Annotated in this window: 18 protein-coding genes, 1 tRNA gene and 1 pseudogene; 11 read left to right on the top strand and 9 right to left on the bottom strand. The window is 59.7% G+C overall.

What is annotated here, in order from left to right; genetic code table 11:
* The first annotated feature begins 56 nt into the window (after positions 1-56).
* Positions 57-1,244, top strand: coding sequence for a Bcr/CflA family multidrug efflux MFS transporter (locus tag LRS11_RS00335; protein WP_260495029.1), 1,188 nt, complete (start codon positions 57-59; stop codon positions 1,242-1,244).
* A gap of 227 nt (positions 1,245-1,471) precedes the next feature.
* Here LRS11_RS00335 and LRS11_RS00330 read toward each other — a convergent pair whose 3' ends face one another.
* A complete protein-coding gene (locus LRS11_RS00330; RefSeq protein ID WP_260495028.1) occupies positions 1,472-1,663 on the bottom strand; it encodes a hypothetical protein in 192 nt (63 codons plus the stop codon).
* Between the two features lie 67 nt (positions 1,664-1,730).
* Positions 1,731-5,624: an EAL domain-containing protein gene (locus LRS11_RS00325; protein WP_260495027.1), complete on the bottom strand. Its 3,894-nt coding sequence runs from the start codon at positions 5,622-5,624 to the stop codon at positions 1,731-1,733.
* A gap of 239 nt (positions 5,625-5,863) precedes the next feature.
* On the opposite strand from LRS11_RS00325, the gene LRS11_RS00320 reads away from it, so the two are divergent.
* From LRS11_RS00320 to LRS11_RS00310, 3 genes are all read left to right on the top strand, one after another.
* Positions 5,864-6,331 carry an FAD/FMN-containing dehydrogenase gene (locus LRS11_RS00320; RefSeq protein WP_260495026.1) on the top strand — a complete coding sequence of 156 codons (468 nt, stop codon included), beginning with the start codon at positions 5,864-5,866 and terminating at the stop codon, positions 6,329-6,331.
* Positions 6,328-7,017 (top strand): energy-coupling factor ABC transporter permease, encoded by a 690-nt coding sequence (locus LRS11_RS00315; RefSeq protein ID WP_260495025.1) that lies wholly within the window; start codon positions 6,328-6,330, stop codon positions 7,015-7,017. Before LRS11_RS00320 ends, LRS11_RS00315 begins: the two co-directional genes overlap by 4 nt.
* Before the next feature lie 103 nt (positions 7,018-7,120).
* The gene (locus LRS11_RS00310; RefSeq protein WP_260496981.1) at positions 7,121-7,336 is read left to right on the top strand and encodes a hypothetical protein; all 216 of its coding nucleotides are present in this window, start codon (positions 7,121-7,123) and stop codon (positions 7,334-7,336) included.
* A 67-nt stretch (positions 7,337-7,403) separates the two neighbouring features.
* On the opposite strand, the gene yacG is transcribed toward LRS11_RS00310, so the two are convergent.
* From yacG to pilB, 5 genes are read right to left on the bottom strand one after another with little or no spacing between them, the layout of a single operon-like run.
* A complete protein-coding gene (yacG, locus tag LRS11_RS00305; protein ID WP_173203703.1) occupies positions 7,404-7,598 on the bottom strand; it encodes a DNA gyrase inhibitor YacG in 195 nt (64 codons plus the stop codon).
* On the bottom strand, positions 7,595-8,206 hold the full coding sequence (gene coaE / locus LRS11_RS00300) for a dephospho-CoA kinase (protein WP_260495024.1): 612 nt from the start codon (positions 8,204-8,206) through the stop codon (positions 7,595-7,597). Before coaE ends, yacG begins: the two co-directional genes overlap by 4 nt.
* A complete protein-coding gene (locus tag LRS11_RS00295) occupies positions 8,207-9,073 on the bottom strand; it encodes a prepilin peptidase (RefSeq protein WP_260495023.1) in 867 nt (288 codons plus the stop codon). It lies immediately after the preceding gene.
* 3 nt (positions 9,074-9,076) lie between these two features.
* Positions 9,077-10,297: a type II secretion system F family protein gene (locus LRS11_RS00290; RefSeq protein ID WP_260495022.1), complete on the bottom strand. Its 1,221-nt coding sequence runs from the start codon at positions 10,295-10,297 to the stop codon at positions 9,077-9,079.
* A 3-nt stretch (positions 10,298-10,300) separates the two neighbouring features.
* Entirely contained in the window at positions 10,301-12,004 is a 1,704-nt protein-coding gene (gene pilB, locus LRS11_RS00285; RefSeq protein ID WP_260495021.1) for a type IV-A pilus assembly ATPase PilB, read from the bottom strand.
* A 237-nt stretch (positions 12,005-12,241) separates the two neighbouring features.
* Here pilB and LRS11_RS22320 point away from each other — a divergent pair, with 237 nt between their 5' ends.
* The 6 genes from LRS11_RS22320 (at position 12,242) to LRS11_RS00255 (ending at position 15,706) form a co-directional block, all read left to right on the top strand.
* Positions 12,242-12,427 carry a prepilin-type N-terminal cleavage/methylation domain-containing protein gene (locus LRS11_RS22320; protein WP_312026989.1) on the top strand — a complete coding sequence of 62 codons (186 nt, stop codon included), beginning with the start codon at positions 12,242-12,244 and terminating at the stop codon, positions 12,425-12,427.
* A 16-nt stretch (positions 12,428-12,443) separates the two neighbouring features.
* The gene (locus LRS11_RS00275) at positions 12,444-12,899 is read left to right on the top strand and encodes a hypothetical protein (protein WP_260495020.1); all 456 of its coding nucleotides are present in this window, start codon (positions 12,444-12,446) and stop codon (positions 12,897-12,899) included.
* 119 nt (positions 12,900-13,018) lie between these two features.
* Positions 13,019-13,828, top strand: a complete 810-nt coding sequence (locus tag LRS11_RS00270; protein ID WP_260495019.1) for a hypothetical protein — start codon at positions 13,019-13,021, stop codon at positions 13,826-13,828.
* 2 nt (positions 13,829-13,830) lie between these two features.
* Positions 13,831-14,667, top strand: coding sequence for a hypothetical protein (locus LRS11_RS00265; protein WP_260495018.1), 837 nt, complete (start codon positions 13,831-13,833; stop codon positions 14,665-14,667).
* Complete coding sequence (locus tag LRS11_RS00260) at positions 14,667-15,587, top strand: ABC transporter ATP-binding protein (RefSeq protein ID WP_260495017.1); 921 nt, start codon at positions 14,667-14,669, stop codon at positions 15,585-15,587. The genes LRS11_RS00265 and LRS11_RS00260 overlap by 1 nt, the downstream gene beginning before the upstream one ends.
* Positions 15,588-15,630: 43 nt before the next feature.
* A tRNA-Thr gene (locus LRS11_RS00255) sits at positions 15,631-15,706 on the top strand.
* A 127-nt stretch (positions 15,707-15,833) separates the two neighbouring features.
* Here the strand turns inward: LRS11_RS00255 and LRS11_RS00250 are convergent.
* Both LRS11_RS00250 and nadC read right to left on the bottom strand, forming a co-directional pair.
* A pseudogene (locus tag LRS11_RS00250) lies at positions 15,834-17,164 on the bottom strand (transposase); the annotation flags it as partial.
* A gap of 108 nt (positions 17,165-17,272) precedes the next feature.
* Entirely contained in the window at positions 17,273-18,121 is an 849-nt protein-coding gene (gene nadC, locus LRS11_RS00245; protein WP_260495016.1) for a carboxylating nicotinate-nucleotide diphosphorylase, read from the bottom strand.
* Positions 18,122-18,433: 312 nt separating this feature from the next.
* Between nadC and LRS11_RS00240 the strand changes: the two genes are divergently transcribed.
* Positions 18,434-20,761: a DUF1631 domain-containing protein gene (locus LRS11_RS00240; protein ID WP_260495015.1), complete on the top strand. Its 2,328-nt coding sequence runs from the start codon at positions 18,434-18,436 to the stop codon at positions 20,759-20,761.
* Positions 20,762-20,779 lie beyond the last annotated feature (18 nt).

Here is a 20,779-nt window from a genome sequence, read left to right as displayed (position 1 = left end):
GGGCGCCGTGCTGGCGCCCGACGTTTTTCCGGGGCACGCCCCGCAGTGGATAAGCCATGAATTTACGCATCCTGCTGATCCTCGGTGCCCTGAGTGCCTTCGGGCCGATGGCCATCGACTTCTACCTGCCGAGCTTTCCGACGTTGGCCAGGGAGTTCGCCACCGATGTCGAGCATGTGCAGCTGTCGCTGGCGTCCTACTTCGTCGGTATCGCCTTTGGCCAACTGCTCTATGGGCCGCTGGCCGATCGCTATGGTCGGCGCCGGCCCCTGCTGGTCGGGGTCTTGTTGTTCACCCTGGCTTCGCTCGGCTGCGCCCTGGCGCCTAGCCTTGATTGGCTGATCGCCGCGCGTTTCGTCCAGGCCCTCGGCGGTTGCGCCGGCATGGCGATTTCCCGCGCGGTGGTGCGTGATCTGTGCGATCCGCTGGAGTCGGCCAAGACCTTTTCCAAGCTGATGCTGGTCATGGGCGTGGCACCGATCCTCGCGCCCATGGGCGGCGGCGTACTGCTGGAGCTGTTTGGCTGGCAGTCGATTTTCCATGGGCTGATGCTGTTCGGCGCGCTGAGCCTGGTCGGTATTCTGCTGTGGCTGCCGGAGACCCTGCCCGCCGATGGTCCGCGCCCGGCGTTGTCGGGTGCGCTGCGGCGCTACGGGCAATTGCTCGGCGACCGCCAACTGATCGGCAACGGCCTGACCGGGGGGGTGGCCATGGCCGGGATGTTTGCCTATATCGCCGGCTCGCCGTTCGTGTTCATCGACCTGTACGGGGTTTCGGCGCAGAACTATGGCTGGCTGTTCGGCTTGAATGCGGCTGGCTTCATCCTCACCGCCCAGTTCAACGGCTGGCTGCTGCGCCACCATGGTCCGCGGCACTGGCTGCAGCGTACGGTGTGGGTCTACCTGCTGGCGGGGCTGGCGATGCTCGCCGTGGCGTTGGCCCAACCCCAGGCGCTGTGGCCACTGATGATTCCGCTGTTTATCTGCCTCGCTAGCTTGTCGTGCATCCTGCCCAATGCATCGGCCTGCGCCATGGCCGGGCAGGGGAATCAGGCGGGCAGTGCTTCGGCGCTGATGGGCTCGTTGCAGTTCATCGTCGCGGCGGCAGCGGCGGGCATGGTCGGTGTGTTGCACGACGGTACGGCGCGGCCCATGGCATTGATCATCTGCGTGTGCGGTGTGCTGACGGTCGTGCTGGCAATCGCCACGGCACGCCATGCGCGGCGCCAGTCACTGGAGTTCTAGACGCCAGGGCAAGACCAAGACCGGAGCCGGCGTTAATAGTCTGTTTGCGATCTGTTCTAAATCGTCATGACGGCATTAGGGTGGGTGCGCTGTGCTTCTGCCCCCTCTCCCGTTCACGGGAGACGACTGCATGGATGCAGGAGGTAGAGCGACGCAGGAAGCCAAAGCCGAGGGTTGGGGAGAGGGGCGTTTTCAGGAGCCGAGACAGGTTCCCGGGCGCGGCGCCCTCAACTGGCGGTTTGCATCTGCTGGGCTGCCGTTCGCCAGGGCAACGGGTGCGGTGCCTGCAGTCGCGCTTGCAGGGTGGCAACGAACTCGCGGGCTTCGGCTTCGCTGCGAAAGCTGACGCCGTGCTGGTCCATGCACACTTGCCAGCGGTTGCCTTGCGGGGTCGAGACCTGGCGGATAAGAACGTTCATCGCATGCCTCCACAGGGGGTTGGAAGCTGCAGTCTAGTCTTCCGCCGGCGTTCTTCTATGACCTGGATCAACCGACCGACTGATGGTCGCCGCGTAGCCAGTTGACCAGCTGAATGGCACTCAGCGGGCGACTGAACAGATAACCCTGGCACTGCTCGCAACCTAGCTGGCGCAAGGCCTGCAGCTGGGCCGGGGTTTCCACGCCTTCGGCCAACACGCGCAGTTTGAGGTTGCGCGCCAGGCCGATGATGGTGGCGACTATTTCCAGGTTGGCCTGGTCTTCGGGGACGCCCTGCATGAAGCTCTGGTCGATCTTCAGCTTGTCCAGCGGGAAGCGCCGCAGGTAGGCCAGCGACGAATAGCCGGTGCCGAAGTCGTCGACCGCCAGCTTCAGGCCGAGTCCCTTGAGGGACATCAGGGTGGCGCGCGCCTGCTCGACGTTGTCCATCAGCGCGCCTTCGGTAATCTCCAGTTCCAGGCATTCGGCGGGCAGGCCGCTGTCGTGCAGGGCATCGCGCACCTGCTGCAGCAGGTCGGCCTGGCGGAACTGGCGGGGTGACAAGTTGACCGCCAGGGTCTTCAGATCAAGCCCTTGCTGGCGCCAGAACTGCATCTGCCGGCAGGCTTCGCGCAGCACCCAGTTGCCGATCGGCACGATCAGTCCGGTGTCCTCGGCCAACGGGATGAAGCGCGCCGGCGAGATCATGCCCTGCTCGCTGTTCCAGCGCAGCAGGGCTTCCACGCCGATCGGCCGGCCGCTGTCGCTGTCCAGCAGCGGTTGGTAGTGCAGGGAGAACTCGTTGCGTTTCAGCGCCTGGCGCAGCTGTGCTTCCAGGGCCAGGCGACTGTGCGCCTGGTGAGTCAGACCCTCGGTGTAGAAGCGGTAGGTGTTGCGGCCTTCCTGCTTGGCCTGGTGCAGGGCGGCCTCGGCGTTGCGCAGCAGCTCGTCGCTGGACAGGCCGTCGTCCGGGTACAGGCTGATGCCGATGCTGGCGCCTAGGTAGGCTTCGCGGCCATTGCTCAGTTGCAGCGGGCGCTCCAGCAGTTCGAGCAGGGTGCGGGCGATGCTGGCCGCCTCATCGGGGCGTTGCAGGTTTTCCAGGACGATGAGGAACTCGTCGCTGCTCAGCCGCGCCAGGGTGTCTTCGTTGCGCAGGCGCTGCTGCAGGCGCCGCGCCACGGCGATCAGCAGTTCGTCACCGACCTTGTGGCCGAGGCCTTCGTTGATGGTCTTGAAGTGGTCGAGATCGAAGAACAGCACCGCCACCCGTTCGTGATGCCGATGCGCGTGTTCGAGGGCATGGTTGAGGCGTTCGTTGGCGAACAGGCGGTTGGGCAGGTCGGTGAGGGTGTCGAAGTGCACCAGATGAGCCAGGCGCTCTTGACTGTCGCGGTACTGGCTGAGATCGGTGAAGGTCAGTACGTACTGCGGCTGCAGTGGATCGCAACCGCGTACCCGGCTGACCGTGAGCCAGAAGGGGAAGCGCGAGCCGTCCTGCCGGCGGCTGTTCAGTTCACCCTGCCAATGACCACTTTCCTCGACCTTGCGCCACAGGGTGCGGTAACGCGTGCGTTCGACGCTGCTGCCCGGCATAAGCGGCAGGCGGCGGCCGATGGCCTGCTGCGGGTTGAGCCCGGTGATGGCGGTGAAGGCCGGGTTGCTGGTGAGGATGCGCCGCCGCGAGTCGACGATGACCACGCCTTCCTGGGTGCTTTCGAATACCGTGGCGGCCTGCTGCAGGGCCAGCTCCTGCTGCTTGCGCAGGCCGATGTCCTCGACCACCGAGATAAAGTAGTGCGGCATACCATTGGTATGGCGCACCAGGGTGGCACTGAGGTTGGCCCACAGCAGGCTGCCGTCGCGGCGCAGGTAGCGCTTCTCCATGTTCAGGCGCGATATCTCGCCGTTGAGCAGTTTGTTGGTCAGCTCCAGATCCGCTGCCAGGTCGTCCGGGTAGGTGATGTCCTGGAAAGTCAGCTGTACTAGGTCCTCGCGGCTGTAGCCGAGCATCTGGCACAGGCGTTGGTTGACCCGGAGCCAGTGTCCGTCCGGTGCCAGATGGGCGATGCCGACGGCCGCCTGCTCGAAGGTGGCGCGGAAACGCAGTTCGCTCTGCAGGCGTTCGGCATCGCGCTGGTGCTGGCGCACGGCGAGGCCGGCCAGGCGGGTGAACTCGGTGACCAGGGCTATGTCGTCGGCGGCCGGGCGAGTCACGCGCCGGTAGTAGATGCCGAATACACCGAGTACCTCGCCCTGGTCGTTCTTGAACGGCAGCGACCAGCAGGCGCGTAGGCCGGCCTGGGCGGCCTGTTCGCGCAGGGTCACCCAGTTCGTATGCTGGCTGAGGTCATCGACTATGGTCAGTTCGCCGCTGGCAGCGGCATGGCTGCAACTGCCGAGGCCGAGCTGCACCGGCATGCCGTTTACTTCTGTCGAATAGCTGGCAGGCAGGCTGGGCGCGGCCACGACCTGTAGCTGCTCCTTGTCGACCAGCAGCACTGACACCAGCATTTCCGGGTTGATGTGCTCCAGGCGGCGCACCATGTCGTTGAGGGTGTCCTGCAGTGGGCGCTGAGCGAGCATGCGATCCAGCACGGCATTGCGCGCTTCCTGCAGGGCCTGGGTCTGGCGCTGCTGGTGAATGTCACTGAGGCTGCCGTGCAGGCCCAGGCCATGCTGCTCGCCAGCGGCTAGGCGCAGGGAAATCCAGCGTGTGTGGCCATCGCTTTCGAGCAGACGTACCTCACCCAGCCAGCTGCTGTTCTGGCGTCCGAGAATGGTGGAAATATGCTGGCCGAGCGCTTCGCGGTGATCGCCGGCAATGAAGTCCAGCAGGGGCCGGCCCAGGCTTTCGTTGATGCTGTAGCCGGTGATGGTCTGCCAGGACGGGTTGAGAAAACTCAGGCGTCCGCGGCTGTCGGTGAGGAAGATCGCCTCGTGCAGCTGCTCGACCAGTTCGCGGTAACGCGCCTCGCTGGCTTCCAGTTCGTCGTGCACCTGCTTCTGCTGGCCGAGGTCGATGTCGACGCAGTACAGCTCCAGCTGGTTGCGTGCATTGCGTAGCAGCAGGTGGCTGGAATACACGTGCACCGGGCTGCCATCGCGGTGTTGCAGGGTCAGTTCGCAGGCCGGGATAGCCGGGCCGCCGATCATCCACATGTTGATATCGCTGACCACCTGGGCATGCATGGCCGTCGGGATGATCAGCTCTTCCAGGCGCCGGCCCATGGCGTCGGTCACCTCGTAGCCGTAGAGCTGGGTGCTCGCCTGGTTCCAGAAGATCACCCGGCGTTCGCGGTCGTAGCCCTGTACGGCGATGCGCGGGGTCTGCTCGAACAGCTGGCGGAAACGCTGCTCGCTTTCGCGCAGGGCCTGCTCGTCGCGCTTCTGTGTGCTGATGTTCTGCAGGGTGCCCTGGCTGTTGCCTCTGGCATCACGTACGCCGCGCAGCATCAGCCAGACTGGCGCTTCGTTGCTCGGGCGATTGAGGCGGGCGTTCACCAGCAGTGGCGAGGAGCCGTCGAACAGGCTGAGCAGGGCGCGCTGCACGGCATTGCGGTCGGCCGGGTGGAGCCAGCCGAGAAACTCCTCCAGGCTGCTGCTGTCGTGCTCGGGGGCGCGCTCCAGCAGGCGCAGGGCCTCGGCAGACCAGCGGAAGTTGCCATCGAAGGTCCAGTTGCCGAGTCCGGCATCGCGCTGGGTCTGCTGCAGTTGCTCGGCGTTGCGCCGCAGGCTGATTTCCAGGGCCTGCTGGGTACGCTGGTCGTGCCGGGCGATGAACAGGATCAGCAGACTGCTGGCCACGACAAAGGCCAGGCCCTTGTAAGTCTGCACGCTGCTGAGGGTATCCGGTTCGAGATTCAGGGCCAGCAGCAGTTGGTCGCTGAGCAGAATCCAGGCGGCGCTGAACAGGATATAAATACCGGCCAAGCGCAGCGGCCGGGAAACCGTGGGTTGCATCCTGAACCCCCGAGTGGCGATTAATGAACCCTTCGCGTCACTTCCTGAGTCGCGGAGTCAGGTAGGAGTCTAGTCGCTCCTGTTCAGCCTGCTGGCACTTTGTCATGTCCATGACCGGTGCCGAGACTCTCGGGTAAAGGTTGCGCATCAGCCCTGCGCACTGCAGGGTTAGCAGCTGAAGTCGCGAAAGCCGTAGGCATTTGAGATTGCCTGCATCAACGTCAAATAGGTACGGCGCCATGAAAAAGACTTGGCTACTGCTGCTCGGCCTGTTCTCCACTGTGGTTATGGCTGTCGAGCCTGGCGAGCGTCTGGCGCCCTGGACGTTGCTCGATCAGTTCGAGCAACCCTATAGCCTGGATGAGCAGTTACAAGTGTTGCTGGTGGCACGCGATATGGAGGGTGCCAAGCTGCTGGAGGCTGCGTTGCAGGGAAAACCCAAGGGTTATCTGGAGCAGCGGCATGCGCTGTTTCTGGCGGATATCAGCCGTATGCCCGGACCGATCGCCAGTCTGTTTGCCGTGCCGGCGATGCGCGATTACAGCTATCGCGTGTTGCTCGACCGCCAGGCGCGGGTAGTGCCCCGCTACCCGGCGGCAGCGGCGACGGTACTCTGGCTTGACCTGCGCGAAGGACGTTTACTGGCACAACGCAGCTTCACCGATGCATCGGCTCTGGCTGCGGCGCTGGAGCAGGCCGGGCCGTGATCGGCGCCGAGCTGCTGTCTGCGACTAGCCTGTGGCTGGGGTGGTTGTGTTATCTGCCAGCCCTGCTCTGGGCGATCTGGCGTACGCCCTGGGTTGAGCTGTGCAGCGATCAGCGCCGTCAGCATCTGTTGTATGGCACCGTGCTGGCGCTGTTTCTGCTCTGGTTGGTGCGGCGGGATTTTGCATCCGGACTGTCCTACCACTTTATCGGTATGACCGTGGTGACCCTGTTGCTGGGGTGGCCTCTCGCCGTGCTGGGCGGGTTGGTGGCGCAGCTGGGGTTGCTGGCGGTAGGGCGCCAGGATCTGCAGGCGCTGGGGTTGAATGCCGTCTTGCTGGTGCTGATCCCGGTGCTGGTGAGCGAGCAGTGCGCCCAACTGGTCGAGCGCCGCCAGCCGCGCAACCTGTTCGTTTACATCTTCTTCTGCGGTTTCTTTCCGGCGGCGCTGGCGGTTTTGCTGGCGCTGCTGGCCGGTCTTGGCGTGTTGTGGCTCGATGGCCTGTACGTGATGCCACCCTGGCTGGAAGACTTTGTCGGTTACCTGTGGCTGATCATGTTTCCCGAGGCCTTTATCAACGGCATGCTGGTCACCGGGCTGGTGGTTTTCTACCCGGACTGGCTGGAAACCTTCAACCGCACGCGCTATCTGTCGGCGCCGTGGAAGGATGACCCGCCGCCATCCTGATACCACAGTGTTCAGCCGGTTGATGGGCCTCGGGTGGTTGATCCAGATCAACCCGATTGCAGGCCATGGCCGCACACTGCACGAAACCACAGGAGGAGTGCATATGGGCGCGCATGAGTGGGCGCGAGGCGAAGTCGAGCGCAGTTTGCAGCAGGCGCGTGAGTTGGGTATCGAGCCTGTAATGGCGTTGCGGGCTTTGTTGAGTGCGGTGGTGCAGAGCAGTCAGCAGGTTCGTTCGCCGAAGGATCTGGCCGAAGAGCTGCTGTTCCTGGCCGACAACCTCGACGATCAGCGCGACTATGCCTTTATGCGGCCCTGAGGGATGGATGCAATAGGGCTCTAATCGCGCTGAAGCTGCTTCTGCGGAAGTCAGTCCCAGTCAGGCTTTAGTGCTCGCGCGGCGGCAGCTCGCCGGAGAACAGTTCGTCTTCGACTGGGTCGCCAGGAATCACATGGCTTTCCGAGGCCCAGGCGCCTAGATCAATCAACTTGCAACGTTCGCTGCAGAAGGGCCGATTCGGGCTTTGCGGGCCCCACTCGACGGGTGCGCCACAGGTTGGGCATTCAACGGTACTGCTCAAGGTTGTCCTCCACGCAGGGTCAGGTAAAAGTGGTGCAGGCGTTCAACCTCGCTACGTAGCCAGGCTGGATCGCGATCGTTGTGCAGCACATCATGGGCATGGCGCAGGCGCTCATCACGCTTGGCCTGGGCGCTGAGAATGGCCTTGATCTGTTCCTCGGAGGCCTGATCACGGGCCATGGTGCGCTGCAGTTGCAGGTGTTCGGGCACATCCACGACCAGTACGCGCTGGGTCATGTGGTGCTGGCCAGACTCGATCAGCAGTGGTGAAACCAGAATGGCATAGGGTGATTCTGCGCGCGCCAGGTAGCTGCGAATCTCTTCGCCGATCAGCGGATGCAGCAGGCTTTCCAGCCAGCGCCGCTGTTGCTCGTCCTGGAAGATCAGCTGGCGCAGTGCGCCGCGATCCAGCTGGCCGTCGGCCTGCAGGACCTGCGGGCCAAAGTGCTCGGCTATGCGAGCCAGGGCTGGGCGGCCGGGCTCGACCACCCAGCGTGCGGCATGATCCGCATCAACCAGGTGCACGCCGAGTCGGATGAAATGCTCGGCGGCGGCGCTCTTGCCGCTACCGATACCGCCTGTAAGGCCGAGTATCCAGGGTGTGCTCATTTAAAACCGGGCGAATTGCAAATAGGCTCCGGTTATTTGATCACCCCAGAGCAGCGCAATCCAGCCGGCAATCGCCAGATAGGGACCAAAGGGGATGGGTGTGCTGGTTTCCTGATTGCGCAGGCGCAGCATGATTACGCCGAGTACGGCGCCGACCAGTGATGACAGCAGAATGGTCAGCGGCAGAATTTGCCAGCCGCCCCAGGCACCGAGCATGGCCAGTAGCTTGAAGTCGCCATAACCCATGCCTTCCTTGCCTGTCACCAGCTTGAACAGCCAGTACACCGACCACAGGCTCAGGTAGCCGGCGATCGCACCCCACAAGGCATCGCCAAGGCTGGCGAACAGGCCGTGATAGTTGAGGATCAAGCCCAGCCAGAGCAGCGGCAGCACCAGCGTGTCAGGCAGCAGTTGGTGATCCGTATCGATCAGGCTCATGGCCAACAGGCCCCAGCTCAATACCAGCATGGCGCCGGCCTGCCAGCCAAAACCGAAGTGCCAAGCGACATAGGCAGAGAGCAGACCGCAGGCGAGTTCCACCAGCGGGTAGCGCTTGCTGATCGGCGCCTTGCAGCTGGAGCATTTGCCGCGTAGCGCCAGCCAGCTCAGGACCGGAATATTTTCCCAGGGTTTGATCTGGTGTGCGCAATGCGGGCAGCTGGAGTGGGGGAGGACCAGATTGAAGGTCTCGCCCGCAGGTTCTTCGGGTAGTTCGAGGATTTCCCGGGCCTGCATGCGCCACTCGCGCTGCATCATTTTCGGCAGGCGATAGACCACTACATTGAGGAAGCTGCCGATCAAAAGGCCGAGCAGCAGGGCGGATAAAACAAAGGCCGGCAAATTGCCGGCCAGAAGGTTTAAAGCCATAAGTTATCCGACCACTGCGCCCAACTGGAAGATTGGCAGGTACATGGCGACGATCAGACCGCCGACCAATACGCCCAGAACGGCCATGATCATAGGCTCCATCAGCGTTGTCAGGTTGTCGACTGCGTTGTCCACTTCTGCCTCGTAGAAGCCGGCAACCTTGTCCAACATTTCGTCCAGCGAGCCGGACTCCTCGCCAATGGCGGTCATCTGGATGGCCATGCTCGGGAAGATGCCGGTGGTGCGCATGGAGAAATTCAACTGGGTGCCCGAGGAAACATCGGTGCGAATTTTATGTACGGCATTGCGGAATACCACGTTGCCCGTGGCGCCGGCGACGGAGTCGAGTGCGTCCACCAACGGCACGCCTGCAGCAAAGGTTGTTGCCAGCGTGCGAGCGTAGCGAGCCACTACGGCCTTATAGAGGATATCGCCGACGATCGGTGCCTTGAGTAGGGTGCGGTCGAGGAAGTCGCGAAATTTCTCGGAGCGCTGGTGGGTCGTTTTGAAGGCGAAGATGGCGCCGAAAATGGCAAACAGGAAGACAAACCACCATTCCTGTAGGCCCCGTGACATATCAACGACCACCTGGGTGAATGCAGGTAGTTCGGCGCCAAAACCTTGGAAAACGGCTTCAAATTGTGGAACCACCTTGATCAAGAGAACAGCCGTTACGATAATTGCGACAACGATTACCGCAATAGGGTAGGTCATGGCCTTCTTGATCTTGGCCTTGAGTGCCTCGGTCTTCTCTTTATAGGTCGCAATCCGATCCAGTAGTGTTTCCAGGGCGCCAGACTGTTCGCCCGAGTCCACCAGGTTGCAATACAGGTCATCGAAGAACAGCGGCTTCTTGCGCAGCGAGGCGGCGAAACTGTTGCCGGCTGCTACTTCCTGCTTCACTTCGTCGACCAGCTTGCGCATGTTGGGGTTTTCAAAGCCCTCGCCGATGATGTCGAAGGACTGCAGCAGTGGCACGCCGGCTTTCATCATGGTCGCCATTTGCCGAGTAAACAGGGCGATATCCAGCGGTTTGATCTTCTTGCCTGCGCTGAATAGGGCGGCCGGTTTTTTGCGGACTTTCAGCGGGTTGATGCCTTGTTTGCGCAATTGAGCCTTGATCAGGGCTGGCGATTCACCGGTTAGCTCGCCCTTGATCTTGGCGCCTTTCTTATCGGTACCTTCCCAGATAAAGGCACTGGTTTTTAGAGTTTTGGCCGCCATGGGTTAGTCCTTGGTCACGCGGTTGACTTCTTCCAGGCTGGTGATGCCTTGCATCGCCTTGAACAGCCCGGATGTGCGCAGGTCATTGAAGCCATCATTTTTCGCTTGCTTGGCGATTTCAATGGAGTTGCCTTCCTCCATGATAAGCCGTTGCAGGGCAGGTGTGATTTTAACTACTTCATAAATACCCACACGGCCTTTGTAGCCATGCTTGCAGTTTTCGCAACCGACGGGTGCGTAAATCTTGAAGCTTCCGATCTTGTCTTCGGGGAAACCTTCCTTGACTAGGGTCTCCCTTGGGATATCAACTTCCTTCTTGCAGCTGCTGCATAGCTTGCGCGCCAGGCGCTGGGCGATGATCAGGTTGACCGAGGTGGCAATGTTGAAAGCAGGTACGCCCATGTTGCGCAGGCGGGTCAGGGTTTCTGCGGCGCTGTTGGTGTGCAGGGTTGACATCACCATGTGCCCGGTTTGTGCGGCCTTGATTGCAATTTCTGCAGTTTCCAAGTCGCGCACCTCGCCGACCATGATCACATCGGGATCCTGGCGCAGGAAGGCGCGAAGGGCCTGGGAGAAGTCCATGCCGTGCTTGGGGTTGACGTTGACTTGGTTGATGCCTTCCAGGTTGATTTCCACTGGGTCTTCGGCGGTGGAGATATTGATGTCGACTGTGTTGAGGATGTTGATCCCAGTGTACAGCGATACCGTCTTGCCTGAACCTGTCGGCCCGGTCACCAGAATCATGCCTTGCGGCTGCTTCAGGGCATTGAGATACAGTTGCTTCTGTTCTTCTTCATAGCCTAGGGCGTCAATACCCATCTGCGCGCTGGAGGGGTCGAGAATCCGCATGACAATCTTCTCTCCCCAGAGCGTAGGGAGGGTGTTGACTCGAAAGTCGATGGCTTTTGTCTTGGAAATTTTCATCTTGATTCGGCCATCCTGCGGCTTGCGCCGTTCGGAGATATCGAGGGAGGCCATGACCTTGAGACGAGCGGAGATGCGGCTAGCCAGTTGAATCGGCGGTCTGGCTACTTCATGGAGGATACCGTCCGTGCGAAAGCGCACCCGATAGGCTTTTTCATAAGGTTCGAAATGCAAATCCGAAGAGCCGCCCTTAATTGCGTCCAGTAGCATCTTGTTGATAAAGCGAACCACCGGCGCATCGTCGGAGGCCTCGCCGCCGCCAGCGTCGTCCTTGTCGTCATTGACAGCTTCAACATCCAGGCCGTCGAGATCGACATCTGCCAGATCTTCCATGCCGCTACTGCCGGCATCGAAGAACTTTTCCAGCGCATCGCCCAGCTTGTCGTCTTCAACCAGCAGGGCCTCGGTGCTGATGCCGGTGCTGAACTGTATATCGGTGACCGCCTGATGGTTGGTCGGGTCCGACATCGCGACAAACAGTTTGTTGCCGCGGCGATAAAGCGGTAGCACTCGGTGTTGGCGGCACAGTTTCTCGCTGACCAGGTCGCGTGGCTGGCTTTCCTTGTCGATGGCGCTGAGGTCGCAGAAAGGAACGCCGAATTGTTCTGCTGCTATCTCTGCCACGGCCCTGCTGGTAGCGAGTTTGTTCTGCACCAGATAAGAAACTAGGGGGATCTTGTTGCGCAAGGCCTGGGCGTGGGCCTGGGCAGCAGTGCGCTCGTCCAGCAGTTCGGCGGTTACCAGTTGGCGAGCCAGGCCCGTCAGGGCGGGGATATCGTTCATCGCGCTTCGCTAATGAGATAAAAAGAGAATGGAGTGCTGAACTTATAGCGCAGTTGAGGCGCCAAGCCCAAGAGTGGCATTGTTGGATGACAAAAAACGTCAGTTGTTGACTCGGCGTGGTGATGTGGCGGTGAGTCGATGGCTGGGGATTGCGCTGTGTGAGAGGTTTTGCAAGTTGGCACGGCATCTGCTTTGTACTACGCAGGTCGTTGACCTCAATCACACAGGAGTTCCTCCATGAAGTCTCTCAAGCAACAAAAAGGCTTTACCCTGATCGAGCTGATGATCGTCATCGCGATCATCGGTATTCTCGCCGCAATTGCTATTCCGCAGTTTAATGAATATCGCGCCAAGGCGAATGATTCAACTGCCTTGGCTGATGCCAAGAACAATACTACGGCCGTCGTATCCTCGCTTCAGTAAGGTTGGAGAAAATTATATGAAAAAGCTCTCTATTTTTGCTGCTTGCATGCTGCTTGCAGGCGCCGCGCAGGCTACAGTGACGTACGACGTTTCTGGAAAGTTGGCTGTTTCGGATTGCCCGGACGGTTTGCTGAGTGAGGACGTTAGTATCAACCTTTCTTCGAATGTGATGGCTGGCGTTGAGTGCAATGCTTCGCAGGTCTCAATTGGTACCTGCAGTGTTTCCGGTCGCACGACCTCGCGCACTGTTGAAGATTTGAATTGCACTTCTGCTGCGGGTCCTGATGACCGGTTTGGTAACCCAACGACTGTTGAGACTTGTGTGCCTTTTGTTCCGGCTCAGTACACGGAAACCACTGGTGCGGTGATTTATACCGGCTCTAGCGGCCAAGGTACAATTGTTCCTCAGTACGAAGGTACGGCTTGCAGTGCGAGCAATGCTGAAGCAGCTGCTGCAAGTCGCTTGCAGTAATTGGTTTTTGGTTAGAAAAAAGGGAGATTTCTCCCTTTTTTCGTTTTTTGGAGTGAGCGCTTCTTGCAGGCGAGTTCTGGCGTGCTCGTTTTTAGGTTGCTCTAGTAGTGGTTGACTAAATGCCAGTTTTAAGTGTTTTCCTGAGCGCAATGCGCTTAATGCTTAAGGCAAACTATATTGGGATATCCGTCGGGGTAATTCTGGCTGTTGCCTTGAGTTCAACTTTGTCTGCGTATTTTGGAGGGCGTCAACCCGCAACAGTCGCCTTGGATGTAGGCTTTTCGACGATCCGTATTTTGTTGCCTCTTTTGTTGGTTTTCCTTGTTCAGGATCTATTTTCCCGTGAATTTGATAAGCGCTTTTACCTGGGGGCGCTTTCCTATCCGCATTTAAGATGGGTTTTCTTGGTTGGGCGGGTTGCCGCAATTCTAGTGGGCTTACTGCTTTTACTTCTAGTGCTTGCCGTGGTGCTGGCTGTATTGGTGGAGCTGGCCGGGAATTTTTACCCTCAGGCCACCCCTGTGGTGTTGGGGGGGGGATATGTTGCGGTTTTTATTTTTATGGCTCTTGATTTTTTTGTATTAACTGCGGTGGCGGTCCTTGTTGCGATGGTGGCGTCTACACCCAGTTTTGTAATGATTGGTACCTTTGGGTTCATGCTTGTGGCTCGATCCTATGCTTCGATTATTGACTTGCTCACGCGTGATGCTGGTTTGGTTGTCAATGCCGAGGGCTATCGAGCAGGTTTGGGCGTTTTGGGTTATCTATTGCCAGACCTTGGTGCTTTGGACATTCGTATGCTGGCGCTTTATGGCAAATCAGAATTTCTCCCATTGGATTGGCCGTGGTTAATTCTGAGTAACTTTGGCTATGCCTTGGCTCTACTGGGCTTGGCTATTTGGGTGTTTGAACGTAAGCGTTTTTCCTAATTATGCGTAACCATCGATATATTCCATTACTTCTCGCTTTTGCGGGTTTCGCTCTCTTCTCTTCTGTGTCTCAGTGGCGTGCCTTCGGGCGCTTGGTTGAACCGCCTGTTGAGGGGCGCGTGGTTATTGCTGCTCCTGTGCTGTTGCTTCTATTTGGTGGAGATCGTTTTCTTGCGGCCAATCTGGAAACTATGCGGCTGGCGGCTACAGGGGTTGATTGGGGGCGGGTGGATAATGGCTACTTAACGAGGGCCCAGCATGAGGTGGCTAGACTAAATCCCTGTCACGAAGATAACTTTTATCTGGCGAATGGCTTGCTGGCCTGGGGGGGAGCGGAAAGTGAGAGTGGTTTGGTGCTAATGCGTGCCAGTGACTGTCGTTTCTGGGATGAGTTTCCTCCTTTTTTCTATGGTTTTAATAAGTATTTTTTTGAACGAGACAAGCAAACTGCTGTTCAGTATTTAGAGCTTGCAGCGCGGCGCTCGACCAACAACGCCGCTGGCTTTCGAAAATTTGCCATTATGCTTAAGGTTGAAGGCATTAAGGATGAGCGCGTAGCGCTTGAGTTTCTGCAAAATGAGCGTGATCAAACGAGAGACCCTAAGCTGAAAGCTATGCTCGCCAAGCGAGCAGTCCGACTGGAGGGGTTGGTGGTCTTGCGCGAGGCTCAGCGCCAGTATGAGAAACTTATGGGGCAAGCCTTGGAAGAGCCTCTGCAACTATTGCAGGCTGGGTTGTTGAAGGTGTTTCCAGAGGACCCGCTTAAGCTGGGATACGAATTTATTGATGGGCGCTTTATGCTTAAAAAGCTCAAGGTCGCCGGTGTGGAGGAGCGTTAGTGTCGATTGCTCTTGAGTTTCATGGCGTCAGCTACACCTTTCTCGGCAAGGGTAACCAGCTTCGCGCTCTGAGTGATATCAACTTAAATGTTACGGAAGGCGAGGTCTTTGGCTTTGTCGGCCCCAATGGTGCTGGTAAGTCCACCACCATCAAGGTGATGCTCGACATCATCAATGATTACCAGGGGCAGGTCAGCATCTACGGGGTGGATGCGCGGCGTGCTGAGGCGCGTCAGCCGCTGGCGTTTGTGCCTGAGTCCCCTGCACTCTACGAGCAGTTCACCCCGCTGGAAATCCTGCGTATGGCGCTGTCCATGTATGGCATCAAGCGCAAGGATGCCAAAGCTTGGTGCATGTCTGTGCTGGAGCGTTTTTCCGTAGCTGAGAATGCCAACAGGCGTATCCGTGAACTTTCCAAAGGCAATGTGCAGCGAGTAGCCCTGGCGCATGCCATGGTCGTTCAGCCTAAGTTGCTGGTGCTGGATGAGCCGCTTTCTGGTCTCGATCCGGTCGGGCGCAAGGATGTGGTGGATATTCTCAATGAGTACAAGAAGGAAGGTGGCGCAATCTTCTTTACCTCCCATGTATTGCACGATGTGGAGCGTATTGCCGATCGTTTTGGTTTTATCAACAAGGGCGAGTTGCTGACCGTGCGCTCACCGCGTGAACTGGCCGCAGAGCGGGCGGACTGTCTGCTGGTGCGTTTCAATGCTCAGGCCGGTTTCGAGCTCGCAGCCAAGTGTCTGCGTGAAGGCGAGTTCGAGTTTGAGGTGATGCAGGCTGATTTGCCGGCATTTATCGCCCGCCTGAACATGGCGGGTGGGCATGTACTGACGGTCAAGCCTGCGGTTTCTCTGGAAACCGTGTTTTTCAAGATTCTTGAAGATGCCGAGCGGCAGAAGATGCAGGTGGCGGTTTAATCGTGTCGATTTGTGCTACCTGCTCCGGCAGAATGTAGCCTACGCCGGTGTAGCTCAGTCGGTAGAGCAGCGCACTCGTAACGCGAAGGTCGCAGGTTCGATTCCTGTCTCCGGCACCAGATGCAAAGAAGCCCGCCCATTCAGACTGTGTGAAAACGCGCTGACTGCAGGCCAAACCAACGCCCCGACTGGTTCGGGGCGTTGGCATTTCAGGGCGAAGAAAAGTGAACTGATGTCTCCTCGGCTCATCAACTCAATCAACCGACCGGCTCCGAGCGCCTGAATGGCCCGTTTCAGGTTATAGGCTTGCACCGCCAAAGCCATTTCCGTGCGTGCGCCGTGCAACTGGCGCAACAGGAAGCGGCCATTGTCAAATAGCCACTGCTTCAGGTTGCCGAAGGGGTGTTCGACGATGGATCGGTGCCTGATCGCCATCTCCGGATGCGCCTGCATCCGCTGCCGCATGCGCGCAAAGGCCGCTTCATGAACATGCCGAGTAATGTGTCGCCGTCGGGCGTTGGTGCATTGCAGCTGCAACGGGCAGTTGCAGCAGTCGCGGCGCACGGCATAGATGCGTTGCGTGCCCTTCACCTGTTTGAGTGATAACCACTGACCCGCCGGACACTGGTATTGATCCTGTGCCGCGTCGTAGGTAAAGGCGCTGCGGTCGAACAGCGGCTAGTTGTTGATCCCCCGATTCGCCGGTACATAGGCGGCGATCCCGGCATCGTCACAGGCCTGGAGCTGCTCGCCATTGGAGTAGCCGGCATCAGCCGTAACCGTCAATTGCGCCTGCTCTAGCACCACCTGGGAGGCCTTGGCCATGGGCTCCAGTTGCTGGTTGTCGCCACCCTCCTGTGTGATCACATTGTGCAGGATCAGGCAGTGCTCACCATTCACTGCGGTCTGTACGTTGTAGGCCACCCTGGCCCCTTGATGGGTGCGCATCAGACGAGCCTCGTCTTCATCAGCACCTGGGCCGTGCGGCCTTGACTGCGCTGCGATCAACTCCTTCAGTCGCTTCGCTGCGATCAGTCGCGTCCAGCTCCGCCAGATAGCGGGCAATCTGCGCCTCCAGTTTGGTTTGTTGGTGTTTAAGTTTCGCCAGACTCAGGTGCTTGCGTTGTGACGCTACTGCCTGGAGCTTGCTGCCGTTGATGGCCACCGATTGGCCGCTGATCAGTCCACCTGGCGGCAGAGCTGCACGAAGGCCTGGCAGGTTGCCTGGAAGCTGGGCCGTTGTCCTTGCGAAAATCAGCAATCGTCTTGAAGTCCGGGGTCAATCGCCCCAACAGCCAAATCACCTCAACATTGCGCTGGCACTCGGCCTCCAGGCACCGCGAGGAGCGGATGCGCTGAAAGTAGCCGTACAGATAGAGCTTGAACAGGTCCGTCGGGTCGTAGGGCGGACGGTCCGTCTTCTGCGGCTGTGCCTTGCTGAAGCCCAAAACCTGCAGATTCAGCCGCACCACATAGGCTTCAATCACTTGTACTAGGTGATCCTCGGGAACCAGTTCTTCCACCGATGGCGGAAACAGACTGTCCTGACCCCGCGCCTCTCCCTGGATGTAACCCATAAACGACAATGCCCATATCAATCGATACGGGCATTGTCTCCAGCTCGGCCTCAGGCGGCTAGGTTTTCACACAGTCTGAACCGGCGGGCTTTTTCATGGCTGAGATTGTTACAGGCTCAGGCGCATCGACAGGTCGATGGCCTTGATGTCCTTGGTCAGGCTGCCGATGGAGATGTAGTCCACGCCGGTTTCGGCGATGGTGCGCAGGGTGCTTTCGTTGATGCCGCCGGAGGCTTCCAGCTTGGCGCAGCCTGCGGTGATGTTCACGGCAGTGCGCATGTCGTCGAGGCTGAGTTCGTCGAGCATGATGATGTCGGCGCCTGCATCCAGGGCTTGCTGCAGTTCGGTCAGGCTTTCCACTTCGACTTCCACCGGTTTGCCGGGAGCAATCTGGTGGGCTGCGGCAATGGCCTGGGCGATGCCGCCGCAGGCGGCGATATGGTTTTCCTTGATCAGGAAGGCGTCATACAGGCCGATGCGGTGGTTGTGGCAGCCGCCGCAGGTGACCGCATACTTCTGTGCCAGGCGCAGACCGGGAAGGGTCTTGCGGGTGTCGAGCAGTTTGACCGGGGTGTCTTTGACCAGGTCGGCGAAGTGCTGGCAGCGGGTGGCGACCGCAGACAGGCTCTGGAGGAAATTCAGCGCACTGCGTTCGCCGCTGAGCAGGGCGCGGGCCGGGCCTTCCAGATGGAAAAGTGGCTGGTTGGCGCTGGCGTGTTGGCCGTCTACCACTTGCCAATGTACGGCGACGCGTGGGTCGAGCTGGCGGAATACTTCATCGACCCAGGCGGTTCCGGCAATCACTGCGCTCTCACGGGTGATGATGGTCGCATGGGCCAGGCGCTCGGCGGGAATCAGCTGGGCGGTGATGTCGCCGCTGCCAATGTCTTCGCGCAGCGCGCAGCGGACATTGGCCTGGATTTCGGCGCCGAGGTCGGCGAGGGTGAGGTTGGGCATGGCAGCCTCCGGAGTCTGGTGGCGCGATTATAGGGATAGCCGACGGCTGGTGCAGGTGGGATGCAGGAGAATTCCGGGCTATCTGCTAGACAGATAAGGTGCGCTGGTCGGCAGTGGATGACCGTCCGGGGGTTCATCTTGCCTGTGCTGTGATGCAGGTCATGTCTGCAGTAATGGGTATTTGGTCATCCTGTATGTCTCCCTATAATAAGGTTGGCCATAAACTTTGGCGCCAAGCCTTTGACGTCATGGATGGCGCCCAGTTGATCGTTGGCAGATTGCTCTGAATCGGCAACCTGCGGGAGACATGCAATGCAGACCGACGCGAAAGTGGTGCACCTGAACAAGGCTGCCCCTGAGCACTCGCCAACTTCGCAGGCAGGAAGGCTTCCCGTGGCCCTAATTCAGGTACGCGACAAGGCAGCGCAACAGCTCAAGCTCGCGCTGCAGGCACTGTTCGATAATGCCGATGACACGCTCTTCGAGATGGCTGACCGTGCTGCCAGCAACGCCGAACAGAATGGCTTCTTCGAGGCCATGCGCGATTTACGCCTGAAGCGCAAATCCATCGAGCGTGGCTTCCTGCAGAAGATCTTTGAAAGCTTTGCCACCCTCAATCAGTATGAGCTCGGCAAGGCGGCGCCACAGTTGGGCACGGTATCCTTCGAGAGTCTCTCTCTGGTTCAGGATGATGTGCTGGAGGAATCCGTGGCGCTGGATGCCATGGTCGCGCGCGTGATCAGCCGCGATGGCGTGGCCCTGACTCATCTGACCACGCGCTTGAATACGCTGATCAGCCAGAAGCTGGAGGACAAGAGCAATCCTCTCGGGCCGCGTGCACTCTGCGAACAGTTCATGGCGCTTTGTGCCGGCCTGGGCGTGGAGATTCGCGTCAAGCTGATCGTGCTCAAGCTCTTCGAAAAATATGTACTGGCCGATCTCGATCAGCTGTATGCCGCGGCCAACCAGCAGTTGGTCGAGTTGGGTGTGCTGCCGGAGCTCAAATCGGCGCCGCCGGCTCGACGCAATACAGCTGGGCGCACGGCCCCCGGCAATCGCGCAGCGCGTGAAGCCTCTGCGGGCGAGGCGAGTGCCGCTGCCTATGCGGATGAAGGCGTGCAGGAAGTATTCGGTGTTCTGCAAGAGTTGCTTGCCGAGGTGCGTGGCAGCGCTGCCATGCCGCGGCGTGCGGCCCCTGCTGATGCCGTGCCGATCTCCAGTAATGATCTGATGCGCCTGCTGTCGCACATGCAGCAGCGCTTGCCGGCAGGTAGCGGGCAAAGTACGGATGACTTCGATCTGCGCAACCAGCTCGAACAGTTGCTGACCCGTGCCAGTGCCAAAAGTGGCAAGGCGCGCGTGGTGGGCGAGATTGATGAGGATGTGATCAACCTGGTGTCGATGCTGTTCGAGTTCATCCTCGACGACCGCACCTTGCCCGACTCGCTGAAGGCGCTGATCGGGCGCCTGCAGATTCCCATGCTCAAGGTCGCCGTGCTGGACAAGACCTTCTTCAGTCGTGGCAGTCACCCGGCCCGTCGTCTGCTCAACGAGATTGCCTCGGCCGCCCTCGGCTGGAGTGCTCAGGATGATGCGCAGCGCGATAGCCTGTATCAGCGTATCGACCAGGTGGTACAGCGCCTGCTGAATGACTTCACCGATGACCCGACCATCTTTTCCGATCTGCTCGCCGAGTTTTTGGCCTTTACCGGCGATGAGCGCCGGCGCAGTGACCTGTTGGAGCAGCGCACGCGGGATGCCGAAGAGGGTCGTGCCAAGGCCGAGCTGGCGCGCCAGCAGGTCGAGCAGGCGCTGAATGCCCGGCTGCTTGGCAAGACCTTGCCGGAAGTCGTGGTGCGTTTGCTGCAAGAGGGCTGGAGTAAGGTTCTGCAGCTGACCTGTCTGAAGCACGGCAGCGAGTCTGCCGAGTGGCAGGCGGCGCTAGTGGTGATGGATGATCTGGTGTGGAGCGTTGAGCTGCATGAGGAGCCGGAAGATCGCGTGCGCCTGCTGGAGTTGGTGCCGAATCTGCTGAAAGCCCTGCGCGAGGGGCTGGCCGGTGCGGCCATCGATCCGTTTGTCACCAGCGAGTTCTTCAGTCAGCTGGAGTCCGTGCATGTGCAGGCTTTCCAGCGCTTCAAGCGCGTCGTGCCTGAGCCCGATGTAGAAGTCGAACAATTTCTGCCGACGGATGATGCGTCGGCCGAGTCCGCAGTTGAGGTGGCGCCTCTCCTTGAGCTGCCGGCTGCTGAGCCTGTTGTTGAAGCGCCGGCGATGGTCGAGGTGGTCGAGGAAATCGTGCTGCTGGCGCCGGGTGAAGTGCGTGAGCGCGAGCCCGAGGCCAGTTTGCCGGATGATGATCAGGCCCTGCTGCAGGTCGACAGTCTGCGCGTTGGCAGCTGGGTGGAAATCCAGGAAGACGAGGAGCACAAACTGCGCTGCAAGCTGGCGGCGATCATCAAGCCGACTGGCAAGTACATCTTCGTCAATCGTACCGGCATGAAGGTGCTGGAGAAAACCCGCATGGGCCTGGCCGTGGAGTTCCGGCGTGCGGCGATTCGCATGCTCGATGATGCGCTGTTGTTCGATCGCGCCCTGGAGTCGGTGATTGGCAATCTGCGCAAACTGAAGAACGCCTGAGTTCTGTGCTGCGCCCGT

This window comes from Pseudomonas sp. J452, from assembly GCF_024666525.1.
In the GTDB taxonomy this organism is placed as follows: Bacteria; Pseudomonadota; Gammaproteobacteria; order Pseudomonadales; family Pseudomonadaceae; genus Aquipseudomonas.
This window is presented reverse-complemented; position numbering and strand designations above follow the sequence as displayed.

Excerpts from the sequence above, each read along its gene's own strand:
- LRS11_RS00335 (WP_260495029.1), top strand. The coding sequence starts at position 57 with ATGAATTTACGCATCCTGCTGATCCTCGGTGCCCTGAGTGCCTTCGGG.
- LRS11_RS00330 (WP_260495028.1), bottom strand. The coding sequence starts at position 1,663 with ATGAACGTTCTTATCCGCCAGGTCTCGACCCCGCAAGGCAACCGCTGG.
- LRS11_RS00325 (WP_260495027.1), bottom strand. The coding sequence starts at position 5,624 with ATGCAACCCACGGTTTCCCGGCCGCTGCGCTTGGCCGGTATTTATATC.
- LRS11_RS00320 (WP_260495026.1), top strand. The coding sequence starts at position 5,864 with ATGAAAAAGACTTGGCTACTGCTGCTCGGCCTGTTCTCCACTGTGGTT.
- LRS11_RS00310 (WP_260496981.1), top strand. The coding sequence starts at position 7,121 with ATGGGCGCGCATGAGTGGGCGCGAGGCGAAGTCGAGCGCAGTTTGCAG.
- coaE (WP_260495024.1), bottom strand. The coding sequence starts at position 8,206 with ATGAGCACACCCTGGATACTCGGCCTTACAGGCGGTATCGGTAGCGGC.
- LRS11_RS00295 (WP_260495023.1), bottom strand. The coding sequence starts at position 9,073 with ATGGCTTTAAACCTTCTGGCCGGCAATTTGCCGGCCTTTGTTTTATCC.
- LRS11_RS00290 (WP_260495022.1), bottom strand. The coding sequence starts at position 10,297 with ATGGCGGCCAAAACTCTAAAAACCAGTGCCTTTATCTGGGAAGGTACC.
- pilB (WP_260495021.1), bottom strand. The coding sequence starts at position 12,004 with ATGAACGATATCCCCGCCCTGACGGGCCTGGCTCGCCAACTGGTAACC.
- LRS11_RS22320 (WP_312026989.1), top strand. The coding sequence starts at position 12,242 with ATGAAGTCTCTCAAGCAACAAAAAGGCTTTACCCTGATCGAGCTGATG.
- LRS11_RS00275 (WP_260495020.1), top strand. The coding sequence starts at position 12,444 with ATGAAAAAGCTCTCTATTTTTGCTGCTTGCATGCTGCTTGCAGGCGCC.
- LRS11_RS00270 (WP_260495019.1), top strand. The coding sequence starts at position 13,019 with ATGCCAGTTTTAAGTGTTTTCCTGAGCGCAATGCGCTTAATGCTTAAG.
- LRS11_RS00265 (WP_260495018.1), top strand. The coding sequence starts at position 13,831 with ATGCGTAACCATCGATATATTCCATTACTTCTCGCTTTTGCGGGTTTC.
- nadC (WP_260495016.1), bottom strand. The coding sequence starts at position 18,121 with ATGCCCAACCTCACCCTCGCCGACCTCGGCGCCGAAATCCAGGCCAAT.
- LRS11_RS00240 (WP_260495015.1), top strand. The coding sequence starts at position 18,434 with ATGCAGACCGACGCGAAAGTGGTGCACCTGAACAAGGCTGCCCCTGAG.